Source organism: Streptomyces sp. DI166, from assembly GCF_900091315.1.
Taxonomy (GTDB): Bacteria; Actinomycetota; Actinomycetes; order Streptomycetales; family Streptomycetaceae; genus Streptomyces; species Streptomyces fuscus.
Window position 1 is genome coordinate 1 of the sequence record NZ_FLSP01000064.1, and the last position, 20598, is coordinate 20598.

The 20598-nt window shown below is 71.7% G+C and carries 18 protein-coding genes; 10 read left to right on the plus strand and 8 right to left on the minus strand.

Annotated elements, in window-relative coordinates:
* Positions 1-97 precede the first annotated feature (97 nt).
* A complete protein-coding gene (locus GA0115233_RS26910; RefSeq protein ID WP_093722935.1) occupies positions 98-661 on the plus strand; it encodes a hemerythrin domain-containing protein in 564 nt (187 codons plus the stop codon).
* 166 nt (positions 662-827) lie between these two features.
* Here the strand turns inward: GA0115233_RS26910 and GA0115233_RS26915 are convergent, their stop codons facing one another.
* Positions 828-1478 carry a DUF6629 family protein gene (locus GA0115233_RS26915; protein ID WP_093722893.1) on the minus strand — a complete coding sequence of 217 codons (651 nt, stop codon included), beginning with the start codon at positions 1476-1478 and terminating at the stop codon, positions 828-830.
* Between the two features lie 122 nt (positions 1479-1600).
* On the opposite strand from GA0115233_RS26915, the gene GA0115233_RS26920 reads away from it, so the two are divergent.
* A complete protein-coding gene (locus tag GA0115233_RS26920) occupies positions 1601-2341 on the plus strand; it encodes a TetR family transcriptional regulator (protein ID WP_093722894.1) in 741 nt (246 codons plus the stop codon).
* Between the two features lie 136 nt (positions 2342-2477).
* Entirely contained in the window at positions 2478-2900 is a 423-nt protein-coding gene (locus GA0115233_RS26925; RefSeq protein WP_093722936.1) for a Zn-ribbon domain-containing OB-fold protein, read from the plus strand.
* 18 nt (positions 2901-2918) lie between these two features.
* On the opposite strand, the gene GA0115233_RS26930 is transcribed toward GA0115233_RS26925, so the two are convergent.
* Positions 2919-3305, minus strand: coding sequence for a PPOX class F420-dependent oxidoreductase (locus GA0115233_RS26930; protein WP_093722895.1), 387 nt, complete (start codon positions 3303-3305; stop codon positions 2919-2921).
* A 93-nt stretch (positions 3306-3398) separates the two neighbouring features.
* On the opposite strand from GA0115233_RS26930, the gene GA0115233_RS26935 reads away from it, so the two are divergent.
* Positions 3399-4466 (plus strand): hypothetical protein, encoded by a 1068-nt coding sequence (locus GA0115233_RS26935; RefSeq protein ID WP_255310371.1) that lies wholly within the window; start codon positions 3399-3401, stop codon positions 4464-4466.
* A 129-nt stretch (positions 4467-4595) separates the two neighbouring features.
* Positions 4596-5966, plus strand: a complete 1371-nt coding sequence (locus GA0115233_RS26940) for a S1 family peptidase (RefSeq protein WP_093722896.1) — start codon at positions 4596-4598, stop codon at positions 5964-5966.
* A gap of 78 nt (positions 5967-6044) precedes the next feature.
* Here GA0115233_RS26940 and GA0115233_RS26945 read toward each other — a convergent pair whose 3' ends face one another.
* Entirely contained in the window at positions 6045-6230 is a 186-nt protein-coding gene (locus GA0115233_RS26945) for a hypothetical protein (protein WP_093722897.1), read from the minus strand.
* A gap of 134 nt (positions 6231-6364) precedes the next feature.
* Positions 6365-7525 (minus strand): ROK family transcriptional regulator, encoded by a 1161-nt coding sequence (locus tag GA0115233_RS26950; protein WP_093722898.1) that lies wholly within the window; start codon positions 7523-7525, stop codon positions 6365-6367.
* Between the two features lie 198 nt (positions 7526-7723).
* Between GA0115233_RS26950 and GA0115233_RS26955 the strand changes: the two genes are divergently transcribed.
* From GA0115233_RS26955 to GA0115233_RS26970, 4 genes are read left to right on the plus strand one after another with little or no spacing between them, the layout of a single operon-like run.
* The gene (locus tag GA0115233_RS26955) at positions 7724-8689 is read left to right on the plus strand and encodes a carbohydrate ABC transporter permease (RefSeq protein ID WP_093722899.1); all 966 of its coding nucleotides are present in this window, start codon (positions 7724-7726) and stop codon (positions 8687-8689) included.
* An 18-nt stretch (positions 8690-8707) separates the two neighbouring features.
* Complete coding sequence (locus tag GA0115233_RS26960; protein ID WP_093722900.1) at positions 8708-9631, plus strand: carbohydrate ABC transporter permease; 924 nt, start codon at positions 8708-8710, stop codon at positions 9629-9631.
* A 10-nt stretch (positions 9632-9641) separates the two neighbouring features.
* A complete protein-coding gene (locus GA0115233_RS26965; protein WP_093722901.1) occupies positions 9642-10985 on the plus strand; it encodes an ABC transporter substrate-binding protein in 1344 nt (447 codons plus the stop codon).
* Positions 10986-10999: 14 nt separating this feature from the next.
* Positions 11000-12202 carry a Gfo/Idh/MocA family protein gene (locus GA0115233_RS26970; RefSeq protein WP_093722902.1) on the plus strand — a complete coding sequence of 401 codons (1203 nt, stop codon included), beginning with the start codon at positions 11000-11002 and terminating at the stop codon, positions 12200-12202.
* On the opposite strand, the gene GA0115233_RS26975 is transcribed toward GA0115233_RS26970, so the two are convergent.
* Positions 12165-12881, minus strand: coding sequence for a response regulator transcription factor (locus GA0115233_RS26975; protein WP_093722903.1), 717 nt, complete (start codon positions 12879-12881; stop codon positions 12165-12167). The genes GA0115233_RS26970 and GA0115233_RS26975 overlap by 38 nt on opposite strands.
* Positions 12882-13018: 137 nt before the next feature.
* Here GA0115233_RS26975 and GA0115233_RS26980 point away from each other — a divergent pair, with 137 nt between their 5' ends.
* Positions 13019-13768 (plus strand): hypothetical protein, encoded by a 750-nt coding sequence (locus GA0115233_RS26980; RefSeq protein ID WP_093722904.1) that lies wholly within the window; start codon positions 13019-13021, stop codon positions 13766-13768.
* Positions 13769-13791: 23 nt separating this feature from the next.
* Here GA0115233_RS26980 and GA0115233_RS26985 read toward each other — a convergent pair whose 3' ends face one another.
* From GA0115233_RS26985 to GA0115233_RS26995, 3 genes are all read right to left on the minus strand, one after another.
* On the minus strand, positions 13792-15225 hold the full coding sequence (locus GA0115233_RS26985) for a S8 family serine peptidase (protein WP_093722905.1): 1434 nt from the start codon (positions 15223-15225) through the stop codon (positions 13792-13794).
* A gap of 18 nt (positions 15226-15243) precedes the next feature.
* Positions 15244-17106, minus strand: a complete 1863-nt coding sequence (locus tag GA0115233_RS26990; RefSeq protein WP_093722906.1) for a RiPP maturation radical SAM C-methyltransferase — start codon at positions 17104-17106, stop codon at positions 15244-15246.
* A gap of 376 nt (positions 17107-17482) precedes the next feature.
* Complete coding sequence (locus tag GA0115233_RS26995; RefSeq protein ID WP_093722907.1) at positions 17483-20374, minus strand: AfsR/SARP family transcriptional regulator; 2892 nt, start codon at positions 20372-20374, stop codon at positions 17483-17485.
* Positions 20375-20598: the final 224 nt, after the last annotated feature.

A 20598-nucleotide genomic window follows, 5' to 3' on the forward strand; every position in this document is an offset into this window, starting at 1 on the left:
TGAATCCGGCGGGCTGTGTGAGTACGTCGGCCTCGGGCACTCGAAGTCCGCGGCGGCCCGGCCGGGCCGCCGTCCGAGCCTGCTGGAGGTGAAGGACATGGGTCACGGTGGAAACGTGATCGACGAGCTGATGGTCGATCACCGCGAGGTCGAGGAACTGTTCGGGAAGATCGAGGCGCTGCCGCCCGGGGACAAGAACCGCAAGACGTACGCGGATCAGGCCACGATGGAGCTGGTCCGGCACTCGGTCGCCGAGGAGGCGTACCTGTACCCGGCCGTGCGCGAGCACCTCCCGGACGGGGACGCGCTGGCCGACGAGGAGCTTCAGGACCATGCCAAGGCCGAGCGGCTCATGAAGGATCTGGAGGGCTGCGACGCCGGGGACCCGGAGTTCGACCGGCTGATCGGCATGCTGATGTCGGAGATCCGGTCGCACATCGCGGACGAGGAGGGGCGGCTGTTCGTCAAGCTCCGCGGGACGTGTCCGCCCGAGGCGCTCGACGAGCTGGGGGACAAGGTGCGCCGCGCGAAGAAGACGGCCCCGACGCGGCCGCACCCGTCGGCTCCGGACACTCCGCCCGCCAACAAGCTGCTGGCACCGGGCGTCGGCATGATCGACCGGATGCGGGACGCCCTCACCGGGCGCGGCAAGGAGGGCTGACCCGGCCCTGCGGGGGCGGGGGACTCGTGCGGCCGGAGGCCGGCTCTCATGGCCGTACGACCGGCCGTGCGAAGAACGGCCCGAACCCCCGTTCTCATGACCGTACGACGCACGGCCCGAACCCCGGTTCTCATGACCGTACGACGCACGGCCCGAGCCCCGGTTCTCATGAACGTACGAGCCCCGCCGCCCCCGTGCTCGCGTCCCTGTCGCCCGTCCACCGCCACAGCACCACCGAGCACGCCGCCGCGACCGCGCACCACGTCGACACGAACTCCGTCCGCCACAGCACCGCGCAGACCGCCGCACCCACCGCCACGAGCGCACCGAGCCCGATCAGGGCCCGGTCGCGGGAGAGCAGCAGGGAGCCGACGGTGGCGAGCAGATAGGCGGCGATCAGCAGTTCGGCGTGGGGCAGGCCGACGACATAGCCGACCGTGTGGCCGCGGATGTCGGCGCGCACCTCGCGCGTGGCGAGGACGTAGGAGAGCACCGCCGCGGTGGCGACCCCGGTGATCAGGGGGACGAGGAGTCGTGGGCGGGCCCGGGGCGGTGCAGCCAGAGCCACTCCGACCGGGACCCACAGCGGCAGCAGCGGGAGCGCGATGACCGCCCAGGCGAGGGTGGCCGGGCCCGTGCCGCCGTCGCCCGCCCAGACCGCGGCCTCGATCAGCTGGTGTGCGCCCAGCAGCAGCGGCAGTGCGGCCAGGGGCAGATCACGGGTGCGGCCGGCGCGGCGGGCGCGCACGACGCAGGCCACGCCGACGGCGGTGATGCCGACTCCGGCCACCAGGTCGGCCTCCGCACTCCAGCACATCGCTCCCCCGGTGATCGCACGGCAGGAGTTCCATCTTCTCCTGTCCACGCCAAGTGCACTCAGTTCCCCGCAAACGCTGCACTGAGTGCCATCACGGGTGATCAGGTGCTACGTTCCCGACCATGAGCTCCAGCAGTGCGGCGCCCCGCCGCGGTGACAAGGCGGAGGCGGCGGCCACGCGACCGTCCATGCGGGAGGCGCTGATCGCGGCTGCCTTCGAGCTGTTCCTGGAGCGGGGGTACGAGCAGACGACGATCGACGACATCGTGTCGCTCGCGGGCGTCGGACGGCGGTCGTTCTTCCGGTACTTCCCGTCCAAGGAGGACGTCGTCTTCCCCGACCACGAGCGCTGTCTGGCGGACATGACGGCGTTCCTGGCCTCCGGCACCGGGGACGAGGAGCCGGTTCGGCGGGTGTGCGACGCGGCCCGCATGGTGCTGCGGATGTACGCGGAGAACCCGACGTTCTCCGTGCAGCGCTACCGCCTGACCAAGCAGGTGCCGAACCTGCGGGCCTACGAGCTGTCCGTCGTCTGGCGCTACGAGCGGGGCCTCGCCGAGTACCTGCGGGCGCGCTTCAGGGGCCGGCGCGACGGGACGCTGCAGGCCGATGTGATCGCCGCCGCCGTGGTCGCCGCGCACAACAACGCGCTGCGCTCCTGGCTGCGTTCGGACGGCCGCCTGGACGCCGAGGTCACCGTGGACCACGCGCTGCGCTCTGTGCAGTCGGCGTTCGGCACCCCGCCCCCGGCGCTGGTCGGGACGCGCGCCGACGACGTGCTGGTCGTGGTGGCGCGCCGGGACGCGCCGCTGTGGCGGGTGGTGCGGGAGATCGAGGCCGTTCGGGAGTCCTCCACAGATTGAGGGTACGGAGTGCCTTTACGGCTGACACTCAGTGCCATACTCTGCGGGTGTGCACGGTGGCACGGCGACCGGGCACATCTGCGCGCGGCCGTCCCGCGCGCGTGGGTTTCCGGCCGAGCGCAGGGAGTTGAACAGCGTGTACCACCCCTCAGGAAGCGTTGCTCGTCAGACCGCCGGCTCCGCGGTCGGCGTACTCGAATCGACCGGCACGGTGGCCGAGAGCTCGGACGCCATGCTCTTCCAGCGCTGCACGTGGTGCGGTACGGCGATGTACCACCGGTTGCTCTGCCCGGTGTGCCAGGGCAGTGACCTGCGTACGGAGCGCAGCGAGGGCGTGGGCACGGTCCGGCACTCCACGGTGGTGCACCGCAACACCCCGGCCGCGCGCAATGTGTCGCTGGTCGAGATGGCCGAGGGGTTCGTGGTGCGCGGCCGGGTGATGGGCCCGCCGATCGGCATCCACAGCGGGGACCGCGTCCGTCTGTCGCAGGCCAAGGACCCGGTGCGGGGCGAGCCGGTGTTCCAGCTGGTCGACGAGCCCTACCGCGCCTGGACCTGATGCCCGCTCACGGCGGCCCTACGGCGTGAGCCTGATCCGCAGGCCGACCGTGCCGTCCGTACCTCTGCGGATACGGCTGCCGAGGAGCGTCAGACGGCCCATGACGCCGTACTTGCGGGCGATGAGCCTGCGGTAGCGGGCCGTGGTCTCCCGGTCGGCGATCTCGGCGGTGGCCGGGATCTGCTCCCCGGTCGGCCGTCCGCGCACGTCGCAGGGTCCGACGAGGACATCGGCACGGGCCCGGACGCGCTTGACCTTCCAGGAGTCCGCGACCGTCCACACCCCGAGGCCGTCGCCGTCGCGCACCACCCACACCGGGGTGGGGACGGGCGTGCCGTTCTTGCGGTAGCTGGTGATCAGCAGGTACTGGCCGGTACCGAGCCGCTCCAGCGGCGTGTCGTCCATGGGCCGCAGTCTAAGCAGGAGCCACGGGCCGCGGTTTGCGCAGGAGCCATCGACCGCCGTTTAAGCAGGAGCGTCGCGGGCCCCTGGTGCGCGATGCTGGACCCTGAGCACACGACAGGGGGCAGCGTGGTGACGGGTGACGACGAGGACGCGACACCAGCGGCGGCACGCCGGCTGATCGAGGTGGGCTGCGACGAGTCGGGCTCGGACGGCGAGAACCTCACCGGCGGCAACACCGATGTCTTCGCGCACGCCGGTGTGCGGCTGCCGGTGCCGGACGCCGCCGAGTACGTGCAGCAGATCCGGGACTGGATCCGCTCCCCCGCCTCCGAGTACAAGGCCAACCATCTGCTGCGCGAGAAGCACCGGGCGGTCCTGGAGTGGCTGCTCGCCCCCGGCGGGCCCATCCACGGCACCGCGACGGTCCATCTGACGGAGAAGGCGTACTTCGTGGTGGACCGCGCGCTCGACCTGCTGCTCGACGACCCCGGCGCAGCCCTCCCGCTGTACCGGCGCGGCCCGGGGCTGTTCGGGCGGGAGCGCTGGCGGGAGTTCCTCCTGGCCGCGAACCGGCTGCTGCGGGTCCGTGACGAGGGCGCGCCCGAGGCCCCGGTCGACGCCTTCTTCCGTACCGTCTCCCACCTGCTGCCCCTGTCGGGCGACGACGAGGTGGCCGACACCCTGCACCGGCTCGCCGCCGCCCGCCCCCGCGCGGACGCCTACCGGGCCGAGCTGCTGACGGGCCCGCCACTGATCCCCGTGCTCAATCCCCTGCTGCCCGCGATCGTGGCCACGGCCGCGCACTGGAGCCGGGGCGGGGCCGCGGTTCGGCTGGTGCACGACCGGCAGAACATGCTGACGCCGGACCGGATCGAGTGGATCGAGCACCGGGCGCGGCGGGCCGGGGTCCGGCTCACCGGGGTCGAGCTGGTGGTGTCGCTGGACGATCCGCGGGTGCAGCTCGCCGACTTCCTCGCCGGAATCGCCCGCAGGATCGCCGACGACGAGCTGGGCGGCCGGGGCGACCCGGTGCTGGCCGCGCTGCTGCGCCCGTACGTGGATCCGGCGTCGGTGTGGGGCGACGCGGCGGCGGGGGCGCTGCTCGGGGTGCCCGACGGCATTCGCGCGGCACCCTCGGCGACCGTCAACTCGCCCGCCTAGCAGAGCAGTTGACCCAACCGGCAGAGCCGGTGAACACCCGGGCCCCGGGCCACGTATGGAGTGGGGGCACTCAACTACGGGAGTGCCTCGCGGTGTTCGTACCGCGCTGTTCGGGTTCGGGAGCCATGGATGAGGCACGCACGACGACGGATCGTCCGGCGAGTGACACGGCTGGCGGCCGTCGGAGGACTGCTGCTGGGCTCGGCGATGGTGACCCGGGCGGTGGCGAGCGAGCCGCCCGGCACCGCGCCGGAGGCGACGGTGCGCTCGGCGGCCGACACGGGCGCCGGACTGGTCGAGCGGCTCGGCGCCTCCCGTACGGCGGGCACGTGGATCGGCGCCGACGGGCGGCCGGTCGTCGCGGTGACCGACGAGGAGGCCGCGGCCGAGGTGCGCCGGGCGGGCGGTGAGCCGAAGATGGTGTCGCACAGCATGAACGAGCTGAAGTCGGCCACCGCCACGCTGCGTTCCGCACCCCGGGTGACCGGGACGGCCTGGGCGATGGACTACCGCAACAACCAGGTGGTGGTCCGCGGCGACAGCACCGTCTCCTCCACCGACTGGTCGAAACTGACCGGCGTCGCGGGCGACATCGGCAGTTTCGTCCGCATGGAGCGCACCGAGGGCACCTTCACCACCCGGCTGAACGGCGCACTGCCGATCCTGTCGACCGCCGGGCGCTGCTCGGCCGGGTTCAACGTCACCGACGGGCAGCGTGACTTCATCCTCACCGCAGGGCACTGCGGGCCCAACGGCTCGCTCTGGTTCGCCGACAACCAGGGCCGCGAGCGGATCGGCAGCACGGTCAAGGGGAGCTTCCCGGGCGGTGACTTCTCGCTGGTGGCGTACGAGGACGGGGACGCCGGCGACGGCGCCGACGTGGTGGCCATCGGCGGGGACCGCGGGGTGCGGATCACCGGCGCGAGCGATCCGGCGGTCGGGCAGAAGGTGTTCCGCAGCGGCTCCACCAGCGGACTGCGCGACGGCACGGTGACCGCGCTCAACGCGACGGTCAACTACCCCGAGGGCACGGTGACCGGGCTGATCGAGACCGACGTGTGCGCGGAGCCCGGGGACAGCGGCGGGCCGCTGTTCTCGGAGGGCATCGCGCTGGGGGTGACCTCGGGCGGCAGCGGTGACTGCCGGTCGGGCGGAACGACCTTCTTCCAGCCGGTGACCAAGGCCATGGCCGAGGTGGGCGTGCAGCTCATCGGGGCGAAGGCGCAGGGCGGCGGGCAGCAGGGTGCTGCGCCGCAGCCGTCGGCGTCGGCCACGCAGAGCGCGATCGCCCCGGGTGCGGCCTCACCGGGCTCGTCGGCGCCGGTCGGCGGCGGCGCGGAGGGGGCTCAACTGCTGGCCCGGCTGGCCGATCCGCGCAATGTCGGGCCGGGGCTGCTGATCATCGCGGGGTCGCTGGTCGCGCTGGCGGCGACGCGCTTCATCCGGGCGGAGCAGGACCGCAAGGCGTACCAGCGGTACTACTCGGCGACCTGGGGATAGTGAGGGAATGGAAGGGGGCACCCGTCAAGTCAGGGTGCCCACTGCGGTCTTCGAGGGCTCGGCGGTCCTCGGGGAGCGTCAGGCCGCCTTGACCGGCTGAGGGGCCGCTGCGGCCCACTCCATGACGAGGCGCTGGTACTCCTCGCGCTCCTCGACGCTCAGTGTCCCGCCCGCCCGGCGCCACAAGGCCCGGATCTCCTCGTTGACCTCGTCAGCCGACCTCTCGGAAACGGGTTCAACACTCGTGGACATGCCGTGAAGCATACGGGCCCCGAGGTGAAGGCGCCGTGAGCAAGCACACACAATGCGGACATAACGGACCGTGTTGCTGATCACGTCCTGATCTTGGCCGATACGTCAGGTTCCGCACTCCTCGCACGCGTCCCCCGCCCCCGTTTTCAGGCCTCCGTCGCGCCCAGCACCAGCACTTGGATCGCGAGCACGGCGGCGCCGCGCGCCCAGTCGTGGAAGTCCGACTTCCGGGTCTCCAGGTCGAGCGGGGCGGCAAGCGGATGCCGGTGCTCCCGGACGGTGCGCATCACCTTCTCCTCCGCCACGTCCATCAGCCCGACCCCCTCTCCGGCCAGCAGGATCCGCTGCGGCATGACGAAGTTGGAGATCTGCGCGAGCAGGATCCCGAGGGCGCGGGCGGCCTCGTCGACGATGCGGCCGGGCAGCGGGTCCCCGGCGGCGGCGAGCCGCAGGATCTCCTCGTACGTCCAGTCCCGGCCGGTGCCCGCCCGCACCTGGTAGCGGATGTTGGGGATGGTGAGCATCGACACGGCGCTGCCGCGGGCGCCGTCCGGGGTGAGCGGGCCGTACGGGTCGATGATCCAGTGCCGTCCGAAGCCGCGGTCCTCCTCCTCGCAGGGCACCCGTCGGCCGCCGAGGACCAGGGAGTAGCCGAGTCCGGCGCCGATGGTGAGCACCACGAAGCGCTCCAGGCCGCGGCCCGAGCCGAACCAGTTCTCGGCCTCGGTGAGGGCGGCCACGTCGTTCTCGACGACGACGGGCAGTGCGGTGCGCTCCTGGACGAGCGCCGCCAGCGGGATGTCGCGCCAGCCGAGGAACGGCGACTCGGCGACGACCGCGCGCCGCTGGACGAGGCCGCCGACACCGATGCCGACGCCGGCGAGCCGGGGGAAGTCGCTCTTCAGCCGGTCGGTCATCTCCGCCAGCAGATCGGCGACCTCGGCGGGGTCATGGGTGGTGAGCGGCCGGTCGAGGCGGGCGACGATCTCGCTGCGCAGGGTGGTGACGACGCCGTAGACCATGTCCGCGGTGATCTTGTAGCCGATGAAGGCGCGGGAGTCGGCGACCACGTCGAGGGGCTGGGAGGGGCGGCCCTGGCGCACCTCGGCCGACGAGCCCGCCTCGGGCACCTCGACCAGCAGTCCCGACTCGATGAGGGGTTTGGTCAGCCGGGTGAGACTGCCCGCGGAGAGGTTCAGCCGGCGGGCGATCTCGGTGCGGGACAGCGGGCCGCCGAGGAGCACCTCGATCGCCACCGAGCGCTCCCCCGCGCTCAGCGGACGCCAGTCGGCGACGGCAGCGGTCATGTCGTTCAGCCCTCTCGTTCGGCCGGTGTTCGTCGGCTGGTGCGGGTCACCATTTTTTTCACCATGAAAACAACAAGGTCATCCTACGGTCGTCCGGGTGGCCGGGAAAAGATGCTCGCACACCCCTTGACGCGTCGATTCTTTCGCCTCAAAAGTAAATGCCCGAGGACGAGCCGCCGTGGACGAGGGAGTCTCCTGATGACCATCGCCTCCAGCAGCCCTCCGTCGCGACTGCCCCTGGGCAGCGCGCGGGAGGCACGGACCGGGCCGAGACCGAACCGGGCGCGGGCCCGGGAGTCGGGGGGCGACGGCCGGCTGGCCGCGCTCTTCCTGGCCCCGGCCCTGCTGGGCTTCGTGGTCTTCCTGCTCTGGCCCACGCTGCGGGGCGTGTATCTGAGCTTCACCCGCTTCAATCTGCTCACCCCGGCCGAGTGGGTGGGTCTGGACAACTACGTACGGATGGTCAACGACCCCATCTTCTGGGACTCGTTGACGGTGACCGTCGAGTACGTCGTCATCAACATCGGCGTCCAGACGGCCGCCGCGCTCGCCATCGCCGTGCTCCTGCAACGGCTCACGCAGTCCGCGATGCTGCGCGGGATCGTGCTGACGCCGTATCTGATGTCCAACGTCGTCGCCGGCATCGTCTGGCTGTGGCTGCTGGACACCCAGCTCGGCATCGGCAACGAGATCGTCGCCGCGCTCGGCGCCGACCGGATCCCCTTCCTCGCCGACGAGACCTGGGCGATCCCGACGATCGCGCTGATCAATGTGTGGCGCCATGTCGGCTATACCGCACTGCTGCTGTTCGCGGGGCTGCAGGCGATCCCCAACGACATGTACGAGGCGGCGCGGGTGGACGGCGCGAGCGAGTGGCGGATGTTCCGGCGGATCACCCTGCCGCTGCTGCGACCGGTCCTCGCGGTCGTCCTGATCATGACGGTGATCGGTTCCTTCCAGGTGTTCGACACGGTCACCGTGACGACCGCGGGCGGTCCCGCCAACGCCACCAACGTGCTCCAGTACTACATCTACGGCGCCGCGTTCGGCCGTTTCCAGTTCGGCTACGCCTCCGCGATGTCCGTGGCCCTGCTCGTCGTGCTGAGCGCCATCACTTTCCTCCAGTACCGGCTCACCCGGGCCGGCCGGAGCGACCTCGGCTGACGGAAGGGAGCGACCGACATGACCGCCGCGACGGCGACCACCACCAAGGCCCGGCCCGCCGGGCGCCGCGGGCTCTCCCCCGGCCGCGTCCTGGCCTGGTCGGCGATGGCCGCGATCGTACTGATCACGCTGCTGCCGTTCTACTGGATCCTGCGCACCGCGCTCTCCTCCAACTCGGCGCTCGCCGCCGACCCGGGCAACCCGCTCCCGGTCGATCCGACCACCGGCGGCTTCGAACGGGCCCTCGGTCTGCAGTCGACCGAGGAGGCCATCGCGCAGGGCGGTGCGGGCGGCGGGCTGAAGTTCTGGCGCTATCTGATCAATTCGGTCATCGTGTCCACCCTGATCACCGTCGGCCAGATCTTCTTCTCCGCGATGGCCGCGTACGCCTTCGCTCGGCTGCGCTGGCGGGGCCGGGACAAGGTGTTCGCGCTGTTCCTGGCCGGGCTGATGGTGCCGACCATCTTCACGCTGCTGCCGAACTTCGTGCTCGTCAAGGAACTCGGCCTGGTCGACAACCTGCTGGGCATCGCCTTGCCGACGATGCTCATGACCCCGTTCGCGGTGTTCTTCCTGCGCCAGTTCTTCATGAACGTGCCCCGCGAGGTGGAGGAGGCCGCCCTGCTCGACGGGGCCGGGAAGATCCGGATCTTCTTCCGGGTGATGCTGCCGATGGCGTCCACCCCGATCCTCACGCTGGGCGTGCTGACGTACATCACCGCCTGGAACGACTACTTCTGGCCGCTGATGGTGTCCTACAGCGACAGCTCACGGGTGCTGACCGTGGCGCTGGCGATCTTCCGGGCGCAGACCCCGCAGTCCGGCTACGACTGGTCCGGGCTGATGGCGGCCACCCTCATCGCCGCGCTGCCGATGCTGCTGCTCTTCGCCTGCTTCGCGCGCCGCATCGTCAGCACGATCAGCTTCACCGGCATCAAGTAAGGGGACCACCATGCGCATACGCACCCTCGCGGCCCTCACCGGAGCGCTGGCCCTGTCCCTGGTGACCGGCTGCGGACAGAGCGACAGCGTCGGATCGGGTTCCGGCACTGTGACGTACTGGCTCTGGGACGCCAACCAACTGCCCGCCTACCAGGCGTGCGCCAAGGACTTCGAGCGGCAGAACCCGGGCCTGAAGGTCAGGATCACGCAGATGGGCTGGGCCGACTACTGGACCAAGCTCACCGCGAGCTTCATCGCGGGCACCGAGCCGGACGTGTTCACCGACCACATCCAGAAGTTCGGCCAGTTCGCCGACCTCGACGTCCTGGAGCCCCTGGACGACCTGGGCATCGACGATTCCGCCTACCAGGAGGGCCTGGCCGCCAACTGGACCGGCCAGGACGGCCGTCGCTACGGCGCCCCGAAGGACTGGGACACCGTCGCCCTCTTCTACAACCGGAAGATGGTGGAGGAGGCCGGCCTCACCGCCGAGCAGCTCAACAGCCTCTCCTGGAACCCCGAGGACGGCGGCTCCTTCGAGAAGGCGATCGCGCACCTCACCGTCGACCAGAACGGCAGGCGCGGCGACGAGCCCGGCTTCGACAAGGACAACGTCAAGGTGTACGGCCTGGCCACCGGTGGCGCCGGGGACGGCGACGGGCAGACCACCTGGAGCCCGTTCACCGCGTCGGCGGGCTGGCACTACACCGACAAGGCCCGCTGGGGCACCGAGTACCAGTACGGCGACCGTACCTTCCAGCAGGTGATCGACTGGTACTTCGGCCTGGCCGAGAAGGGCTATCTCGCGCCCTTCACCGACTACACCGACGGCGCCAACCCGGCCAGCGCCCAGCTCGCCTCCGGCAAGGCCGCGGCCTCCTTCGACGGCGCGTGGATGATCTCCACGTACTACGGCACCAAGGGCCTCGACGTCGGCACCGCCCTCACGCCCACCGGCCCCACCGGCAAGCGCGCCACGATGATGAACGGCCTCGCCGACTCCATCACCAAGAACGCCGACAACAAGTCCGGCGCCCGCAAATGGGTCAAGTACCTGGCCTCCGACGAGTGCCAGCGCACGGTGGGCCGCTACGGCATCGTCTTCCCGGCGACCCCCGAGGGCACGCGGGCGGCGGTGGCCGCGTACGAGAAGAAGGGCATCGACGTGTCCGCCTTCACCGAACCGGTCACCGGCCGCCGGGACTCCCTGACCTTCTCCTTCCCGGTCACCGACTACGCGGCGGACGTGTACGCCCTGATGCGGCCCGCGATGCAGGACGTGTACGCCAACGGCGCCCCGGTGAGCGACCTGTCCAGGACCAACGACCAGATCAATCTCATCCTCGGCCAGTGAAAGGCACTCACTCCATGACGTTCTCCCTCGGCATCGTCGGCGCCGGCCAGTTCTCCGGCGGCTTCGCCAAGCTGTTCCGGGCCCACCCCGGTGTCAGCGACGTCTACGTCACCGACCTCCTGCCGGAGCGCGCCGAACAACTGGCCGCCGCCGAAGGGCTGTCGGGCACCTTCCCCTCGTACGAGGCGATGCTGGAGTCACCATCGGTCGACGCGGTCGCCGTCTTCACCCAGCGCTGGACCCACGGCCCGCTGGTGCTCCAGGGCCTGAGCGCCGGAAAGCACGTCTACTCCGCGGTCCCGATGGCGATCACCACGGAAGAGATCGCCGCGATCATCGAGGCGGTCAGGGCGACCGGACTGACCTACATGATGGGCGAGACCAGCCAGTACAACCCGGCGACCGTGCACGCCCGCAACCAGATCGCCAAGGGCGCCTTCGGGCGGCTCTTCTACGCCGAGGGCGACTACGTCCACGACATGGACCTGGGCTTCTACGAGGCGTACCAGTACAGCGGCGGCGAGAACTGGAAGGCCACCGCCTCCTATCCGCCGCTGCTGTACCCGACCCACGCGGTCGGCGGTGTGCTCGGCGCCTGGCAGACGCACGCGGTGAGCGTCTCCGCGATCGGGGTCGTCGACGAGCGCGGCGACGGCGTCTTCGACAAGGACGGCAGCCAGTTCGGCAACGACGTCTCCAACGCCACCGCCCTGTTCGAGGTCGCGGGCGGCGGCTCGTTCCGCACCAACGAGTTCCGGCGGGTCGGCTACCCCTCGCACATCCGCGAGTCCCGTTTCCGCTTCTTCGGCACGGAGGCGAGCATGGAGCAACTCGCCACGGTCGCCCTGTGGCAGGACAAGACCGGGGTGGAGGACATCAGCGAACTGCTGGAGCCGAAGCCCACGTTGGCGCCGGACGACCCCTCGCTGCAGCACATCGCGCCGGACCTGCGCGCGGCGTTCACCTCGGGTTCGGCCCCGGTGCACGACCGCGCCCGTCTGCCGCGGGTGTTCGACAACCTCCCCAACGGCCATGAGGGCAGCCATCACTTCCTGGTGGACGACTTCGTGACCGCGGTCAACACCCGCACCCTGCCGTCCGTCAACGCCTGGGTCGCCGCGCGCTACACCCTGCCGGGCATCATCGCCCACGAGTCGGCCCGGCAGGGCGGGGCCCGCCTCACGATCCCGGACTTCGGGGACGCCCCGGAGGCCTGAGTCCGTCCGGCCGCTTCGGTGGCCCGCCCAGGCCCGCGTCGCGGGCGCGGGCCACCGCCGCGGCCCGGTCGGAGACCTGGAGCTTGTACAGGATCGCCGAGACATGGTTGCGGACGGTCTTCTCGGCCAGCACCAGCCGCGCCGCGATCTGGTGGTTGCCCAGACCGAGGGCGATCAGGTCGAGCACTTCCCTTTCCCGCTCGGTCAGTTCGGGGAAGACCTGCGCCGCGTAGTCGCGGTGGGCGCCGGTGAAGAAGTCGGCGATCCGGCGGGCGACGGCGCGACCGTACACGGCGTTGCCCGCGGCGACGGCGAGGACGGCGCGGGCGATCTCGGTGCTGTCGGCGTCCTTGAGGAGGTAGCCCCTGGCCCCGGCGCGCAGGGCACCGAACAGGGCCTCGTCGTCCTCGTGCATCGTCAGGACCAGCACGGCCGGTGCGGGGCGGCGGGCGGCGAGGGCGCGGGTGGCGGCGGTGCCGTCGAGGCCGGGCATGGCGAGGTCGGTGACCACGACATCGGGTGCCGTGCGGTCGACGGCGGCGAGCAGGCCGTCGCCGTCGGCGGCCTCGGCGACGACCTCGACGTCACCGCTCGAACTCAGGGCGGCGACGAGGCCGTAGCGGAACATGGGGTGGTCGTCGGCGATGACCACGCGGACGGGGCCGATCCCCTCGCTCATGGATCCTCCCGGTGTCCCGGTCCCGCCGTACGAGGGCGGTCCGCCCGGCCGGGTGAGGACCTGTGCCTCAGGCCGGTGCGGCGGCGGGCGGCGACCATGTGCTGCGTCCCGCACCCGAACCCACCCGTGGGAGCGCCATGCCGACGCCCACCTCCCAGAGCACTGTCGCCGTCTGGACGACCGGTGTGCTGGCCCTGATCCCGCCCGTCCTCGCCGCCGCGGCGGGGCTGCTGCTGCACTCGCAGGACGCCGAGCGGGTCGCCCAGCTCGCCGCCGTGCTCACCGCGCTGATCACGGCCGGTGTGCCGGTGCTGCACCGCTCGACCGGCGCCGACTGCCGCCGGGCCGCCGACGACTGCGGTCATGTCACCCATCTGACGGGCCCGTTGCCGAGGATCGTGCCGAGCGCCACGACGGTCGCGCTGTCGCTGGCGCTCGGGGTCGCCGCGTTCTGGCTGCTGTACCTGCTGAGTACCTGGCTCGGTCTGGGCAGCCTCGGCTACTGGAGCGGCGAGTACCCCAGTGACCCCTCGGAGGTGTACCGCAAGGTCGCGCTGCGCGGTCTGCCGGTCCTGGTCCCCGGTGTCTTCGCCATAGGCGTGGCCATGGCGCACCGGCTGCACGGTCTGGCGCGGCCCGTTCTGCTGCTGACGAGCGTGCTGTTCACCGTGTCGGTGCTGGTCAGTAATGCGGTGCTGGTCCGCCACCGGCGCAGCGAGCCGCTGCCGGAGGATGTGTATGTGCCGCTGCTGCTGGGCGCGTTGGCGTGGCTGGTCTGCCTCGCCGCCCGCGCGTACGCGGCCCGCACCCAGCGGCTGTTCGACCTGATGCAGGCGGTGCGGCTGGAGTACCGCCGCACCGCGGAATCGGCGGACAGCCGGGCCTGAGACCCCTCGGGGCCCGGTTCTGCTCACGGCCGGCGGCCGAGCAGGCTCAGCGCCCGGTCGGCCCGTACGAGCTTGAACCGGTGTGTGCCGTCGGGGGCGAGGGCGGTCAGGCCGCCGGTGTCCGGGTTGCCGGCGCCCTGGTCGATGTCCAGCGCGCTGTCCTGGAGCAGGGTGCGGATCCGGCGCGGGGTCAGCTCCCGGTCGGCCTGCCGCAACAGGGCGCAGACTCCGGCGACTTGGGGTGCCGCCGCCGAGGTGCCGCTGAGCACCACCCAGCCGTCGCCGGGGGTGGTTCCGTCGCCGTCGGGGTACGGCTTGGCGGCCCGGTGCTGGTCGATGCTGGAGCCGCGGGGCGCGGGCAGCAGGATGTACGTGGCGCCGGGCCGCATCCCGACCAGGCCGCACACGTCGGGCACGACCCGGCCGAGGAACAGGGTGCTGGTGAAGGCGCTCGCGTAGTCGGAGGCCCGGTGCACGCCGTGCTCGTCGCGGTGGACCCCGCCGACGGCGATGACGCCGGGGTGCTGCGCGGGGAAGGCGTAGTGGCCGTTGCCCGCCGCGCACACCACGACGACCCCGGAGCGGACCGCGAGGGAGACGGCGACCGCCAGCATGGGCTCGATGGCCTCCTCGGGTGTCTTGACGTGGTACTCCAGGCTCATGCTGATGATGTCCGGCTGCTGCCGGAGCGCGGTGTTGAAGGCCGCCAGCAGATTGGTGTCCTTGGCCTTGACCATGGTGAAGTCGATGCCGGGCGCGACCGCGAAGGCGTTGGCGGACTCACAGGTGCCGTGCCCGTCCTCGTCCACCTCGGGGTCGGCGGTGCCCGGCCCGAGGACGACGGTGCCGCGCAGGCCGCGTTCCCGGAAGTACGGATGGGGCTCCCAGCCGGTGTCCACCATGACGAGCCGGACTCCGGCGCCGGTGATGCCCTGGTCGTGGGCGGCGCGGGCGCCCAGGTACTCGGCGACCATGTCGGTGGTCAGGTGCCAGTAGTCGGGCTTGGGGACGGGGGCGGCGGTGCCGTGCAGGGTGGTGGCCGGCTGTTCCAGGGCCACGCCCTCCAGGAACTCGGCGGCGGGCAGCCCCCGGGTGGAGATCAGTCCGGGCCGGTCGGCGCGGGCGGTGTCGAGGAAGGTGCGGGTCCTGCGCAGTTCCACCGCGCCGGGCTGGATGACCTCGCGTTCCTCCGTGATCAGGGTGGTCTCGAAGTAGCGGTCGTACAGCTCGGGCGGACCGGCGATGTTGATGCCGGCCGGTGAGCTGTCGAGGACGGTGAATCCGGCGGCGGCCAGTTCCCGTTCCGCGCGCTGCGTGACCACGTCCGTGGCGAGGTAGTCCTCCACGTTGTCCGCCCTGATCTCACCGGCGTCGAAGACGGACTCGCCGCCCTGCGAGCGCGGTGACGCCTGCGCGTACACCAGGCTGGGCAGCCGTCCGTCGATCCTGTAGGCCATGTGTGGTTCCCCCAAAGGTCAGTGGCGTGCGGCCGGTACGGCCAGTGCCAGGTAGCGCGGTCCGTCGCGCAGGACGAGCCCGGCCTCCGTGAAGGTGTCCAGGACGCGCCGCACGTCGTCCGCCGGTTCGCGCGGTCCGAGCCGTGCGCGCACGGCGTCCGCCGTCACCGGCCGGTCGCAGCAGGCGAGGTACAGATCGGCCGCTGTTCCCTCGAAGACGTGGGTGCCCGCGCCGTCGCTTCGTCTGCTGTCGTGGATCTGCACGTAGTGGGGTGCCCGCCGGTACTCCAGTACGGGCGGTGCCCCGCTGTCGCTCCAGGCCTCCTGCCAGTCGGTGACCGCCGTGCGCAGGCCTGCGTAGGCGTCGTCGGGGAGCGCGCCGTCGAGCCGGTAACTGAAGAAGTAGGCGACACGGTCGAGATCGGTGTCGGCGGGATAGACGTAGCGGTAGGGCGGTGCGGGGCGCAGGTCGCGCAGGATGCCCTCCCGGTCGGTGAAGAGCGGGCTGAAGCGCTGCATGGCGAGGCGTCCGGCGTCCCCCGGTGGTGTCAGATGCCACAGGTGGGGCATCAGGGCGGCCTGTGCGGAGCAGTCCTCGGGCCGCTCACCGGGAAATCCCCACAGCAGGTTCCAGTCCACCTCGATTCCGTAATGCCGCGCCCAGCGCAGGAGATTGACGTTCTGGGCGACTGTCACGCCCTTGCGCATCAGACTCAGTACGCGGGTGCTGAGTGATTCGATTCCGGGCTGGATCCGGGTCACGCCCGCGGCGGCGAGGAGTTCGATCTGGGCCCGGGCGAGATTCGCCTTCACCTCGTGGAAAAGGTCGTAACTCGCCTCGCTTTCCACGAGGGCCGGGAAAAGAGTTCGGAAGTAGCGCATGTCGAGGATGTTGTCGACCGTCTCGAAACGGAAACTGCGGTATCTGCGGGCCAGGTGGGCCAGTTCGTCGAGGACGCGCGGGCCGGACTTGGAACGGAAGTTCATGGTCTGGGCGTTGAGGCCGCAGAAGGTGCAGTGGTGTTTCGCGCCCCACCAGCAGCCGCGCGCGGTTTCCACGGGGAGGTGGACGGCGCGGGACGCCGTGCGGGGCAGCAGCCCGAGGTTCTCGGCCCGCCGGAAGTACTCGTCGTAGTCCGGCATCGGCAGGTCGTCGAGGTTCCGTGTCGGTGGTGCCGGTGGTCCCGTGACGACCTTGCCGTCCACGCGGCGGGCCAGCGCGGGTACGGAGCCGAGGTCGCCGCCGGTGGCGAGGGTCCTCAGCAGGTGGGGGAAGGCGGTGTCGGCCTCCCCGATGACGGCGGCGTCCACGCAGTCGACGGTGCGGACCAGTTCCGGGCCCATGGGGGCGTCGAAGTTGGCGCCGCCGAAGACCGTGAACAGGTGCGGATGGCGCTGCCGCAGCCGCCGGGCGAGCGCGATGGAGGCGGTGTTCTGCTGGAACGTCGAGGTGAAGCCGACGACCTGGGTGTCCTGCCAGAACGGCGCGTCGGCGAGCGCGTCGAGGTAGGCGGGGACCTCCCGCTGCCGGATGCGCAGAAGGCGCTCGCGCAGGCGGTCGGCGGGGATGCCGTGTTCCCGTGCCAGGTCGTCGGCGCAGAGGTCCAGGTAGTCGCCCCGCGGATCGGGTGCCGCGGGCCCGAACGCCTCCAGGGAGAACAGCCAGTCCCCCGCCAGCTGGCCGGGCCGGTCGGCGAGGGTCCGGTACGTCTCCACGCCGATCCCGGCCGCGAAGTCCAGGTTGGCGTGGAGGGTACGGGCCGGGAAGCCCTCGGCGCGGGCGAGCGCGGCGAGGAGACCGGCTTGGAGGGAGGGGCGGCGGTCGTCCATGAAGGGCATGCACACCAGGACGACCGGCCAGGCGTCGTGGGCCGTGGGCATCGCGCGGGCCCCGGGTCAGCACCGCCCGGGTCCGGAGTCGGGTGGGTCGAATTCCGGTGGTTCGGCCGTCACCGGTTCCGCCGAGTAGAGCTCGTACACCTTGAACGCGCGCCGGGTCCGCTCGGAATCGGAGCCGGGCAGGAGCGTGCCGAGCGTCTGCGCCACCGGTGTGTCCGGGACGAGGATATTTCCCGCTACGTCGAACACCAGACGCAATGCCTTGATCTCGGCGTCGGTGAATATATCCCCCGTTCCAGTTTCTCGGCGAGGCCCACGATGTCCCGCCAGTCGACTTCTTCCTTTTCCACGATCTTTCCCCCTGTCGTGCATGGAATGGCGGGGAGTCTGACGACGCGCCATCCTTGCGTCAAGGGAGTCAATTTTCCGGCGACTTGGATTCCGTTTCGGTGGTGAGGCGGGCGCGCACCTGGGCGGCTCGGCGGTGTCCGAGTTCGTCCAGCACGTCGGCCGACCGCCGCCAGGCCGCGGTCGCCGCACCGCGGTCCCCCGCGGTCAGGTGCAGGTCGCCCAGGGAGTAGAGGGTGTCGGCCTCGTTGTAGCGGTCGCCGGTCTCCCGGTAGAGGGCGAGCGCCCGCTCGAAGCACTCGGCGGCCTGCTCGTAGTGGTGCAGATGTCGGTGGATGTGACCGAGGCTGTCCCAGGTGTCGCCCTGGTCGAAGCGGTCGTCGGCCTCCTCCAGTAACCGGAGGGCCTGTTCGCAGTGGGTGAGTGCCTCCTGGTGGCGGCCCAGCCGGGAGCAGAACCAGCCGAGTGCGTTGAGCGCCCGCGCCCGCCCCGTGCGGTGGCCGGCCGCGGTGAACAACTCCAGTGCCCGGCGGGCGTGGTCAAGCCCCTGTTCGTACTGTCCTTTCTCGTCATTGAGCCAGCACAGCGTCCGATGGGTGTGGGCCTGACCGAGGACGTCGCCGAGCGTCTCGTACAGGTGGAGGGCCTGCCGCATGTGGGTGGCGACCTCCTCATAGCGGCTGAGCCTCATGTACGCATACGCCAGGCAGCCGTGCACCACGGCCTGTCCGTGGGTGCTCCCGGCGCGCCGGGCGGCGGCCAGCGCCCGTTCGTGCGCGGCGGCGGAGTCGTGCCAGTGCCCGGCGCGGTCGAAGTACGGCTGGAGCGCCCAGGCCAACTGCCAGGCATGGCCGTCGAGTCCGTGGTCCACGGCCAGCCGCTGCACCGACAGCAGTACGGCGTGTACGCGCAGGAACCAGGAGAGGGCCTCGTCGTGTCCCGCGAACCGCTCCCCGGTGACGGGTGCCCGGGGCGGGGCGAGGGCGATGGGGTCGTCCCGGTGCGGGCTCAGGTGGAGGCTGGCGCGGTAGGCGCTGTGCAGGTAGTGGTCGAGCATGCGGCGCACCGCGGCCGTGCGGTCGGCGGAAGTGTCGTGCGTACGGGCGAGTTCGGCGGCGTAGGCGCTCAGCAGGTCGTGGCCGGCGTATCGGTCGGCGGCCGGCGAGAACAGCAGGTGACTTGCCGTCAATTCGGCGAGCTGTGAACGGACTTGCTCGGCGGGCAGTCCGGCGATTCCGGTGACGGCGGCCGTGCCGATGTCGGGGCCCGGGTGCAGGCCGAGCAGGCGGAACAGCCGGGCGGCGGGTTCGGTGAGGCGACGGTAGGACCAGGAGAACACCTTGCGCACGTCGGTGGCCGCGTCGCCGCCGTCGAGCAGGTCCAGGGCGCTGCCCGCGGCCCGCAGTTCCTTCGCGACCGAGGCGAGGGGCAGTTGCGGCTGGGTGGCGGCGTGCGCGCCGACGATGGCCAGGGCGAGCGGGAGCCGCGCGCAGGAGGCGATGATGTCCTCCAGCGCGTCCGGGTCGCCGGTGAGCCGGTGGCCGCCGATGCGGTGGCCGAGGACGTCCGTGGCCTCGGCGCGGGACATCAGGCCGAGGGTGACGGGCCGGGCGCCGTCGGTGATCACCAGGCCGGTGAGCAGGTTGCGGCTGGTGATGACGGTGCAGCAGTGCGGTGAGCCGGGCAGCAGCGGGCGTACCTGGTCGGTGTCCTGGGCGTTGTCGAGGACGACGAGCATGCGCCGGTTGGCCAGCAGGCTGCGGTAGAGCCCGATCTGGCCGTCCGGGTTGACCGGGATACGGCGGGGCGGGACGCCGAGGGCGTCCAGGAAGCCGCGGACCGCCTCGGCGGGGTGGACGGCGGGGCCGCCGGGGTCGAAGCCCCGGAGGTTGACGTAGAGCTGGCCGTCGGCGAAGCGGTGGCGGACGCGGTGGGCCCAGTGCACGGCGAGGGTCGTCTTGCCGACGCCCGCGGTGCCGCCGATGGCGGTGATCACGGCCATGGCCTGTTCCGGGCCGTCCGGGTCCGTCGGCAGCAGGGCGTCGAGCAGCGCGAGTGCCTCCTCGCGGCCGACGAAACCCGCGACGGAGTGCGGGAGTTGGGCGGGTACGACCGGGGCGGGCGGTTCCGTGCGAGCCGCGTCCGCACGCGGACGGGTGGGTTGTGCTTCCCCGGTGTCGAGGTCCGGGTCGGCGGCCAGGATCCTCGTGTGCAGGCGCCGCAGTCGTTGTCCCGGTTCGATGCCGAGTTCGTCCCGCAGCAGCCGGCGGGCCCGGTGATAGGCGGCCAGGGCCTCGGCCTGCCGTCCGGAGCGGTGCAGGGCGAGCATGAGCAGCCCGTGCAGCCCTTCCCGCAGCGGGTGCGCCTCGGTGAGCTGCCGTACCTCGCCGGCCAGGTCGAAATCGTCGCCGAGCGCCAGGTCGACCTCGATGCGCTCCTCCAGCACGCTCAGCCGCCGTTCGGCCAGCCGGTCGCGCTCCGCGTCGAGCAGCGGGCTCGCCAGCCCCTCGCAGAGCGGGCCCTGCCACAGGCGCAGGGCGGCGCGCAGGCACTCCGCGGTCGCGGAGAGGTCGCCCCGGGCCCGTGCGGTATGCGCCCGCCCGATCAGCTCCTCGCACCTGCGCAGGTCCGACTGGTGCGCCCCCAGGGTCAGCAGGTACCCGGTCTCGGTCCAGGCGAGCAGCCCCGACGGGCTGCGCGGGGCGCGCTCGGGTTCCAGCACCCGGCGCAGCGCGGAGACATGCCGCTGCACCAGGTTCGCGGCCCGCGCCGGTAAGGCGTCGCCCCAGACGGCTTCGACGAGCCGCTCCCGGTTCATGGGCCGTCCGGCGCGCAGGAGCAGCACGGCGAGCACCACGCGCCGCTGCGAGGGCCCGAGATCCAGCTCCGCCCCGTCCCGCCAGGCGCGCAGCGGTCCGAGCACCTGGAACCGCAGACCGTCGAACCGCTCTCGCCCAGTCATCACACGGGCCCCCACCCTCGTCCCCTGCCGTCCAAGCTAGCGCCGAACCGGTACCGGCACCGCCCGCCAGGTCGTGTACGTGCGAAGTCGCGTCGTCAGCCCGGAGGGCGGGCCGGACGGCGGCATGGGGGTGCCCCGTGGGGCCTCGTGCTCCGGGGGTCTCCCCCGGTTCGAAGGGCCAGGAGGTGCTCCGGACGGACGCCACGCACCTGCGGCACGCCGGT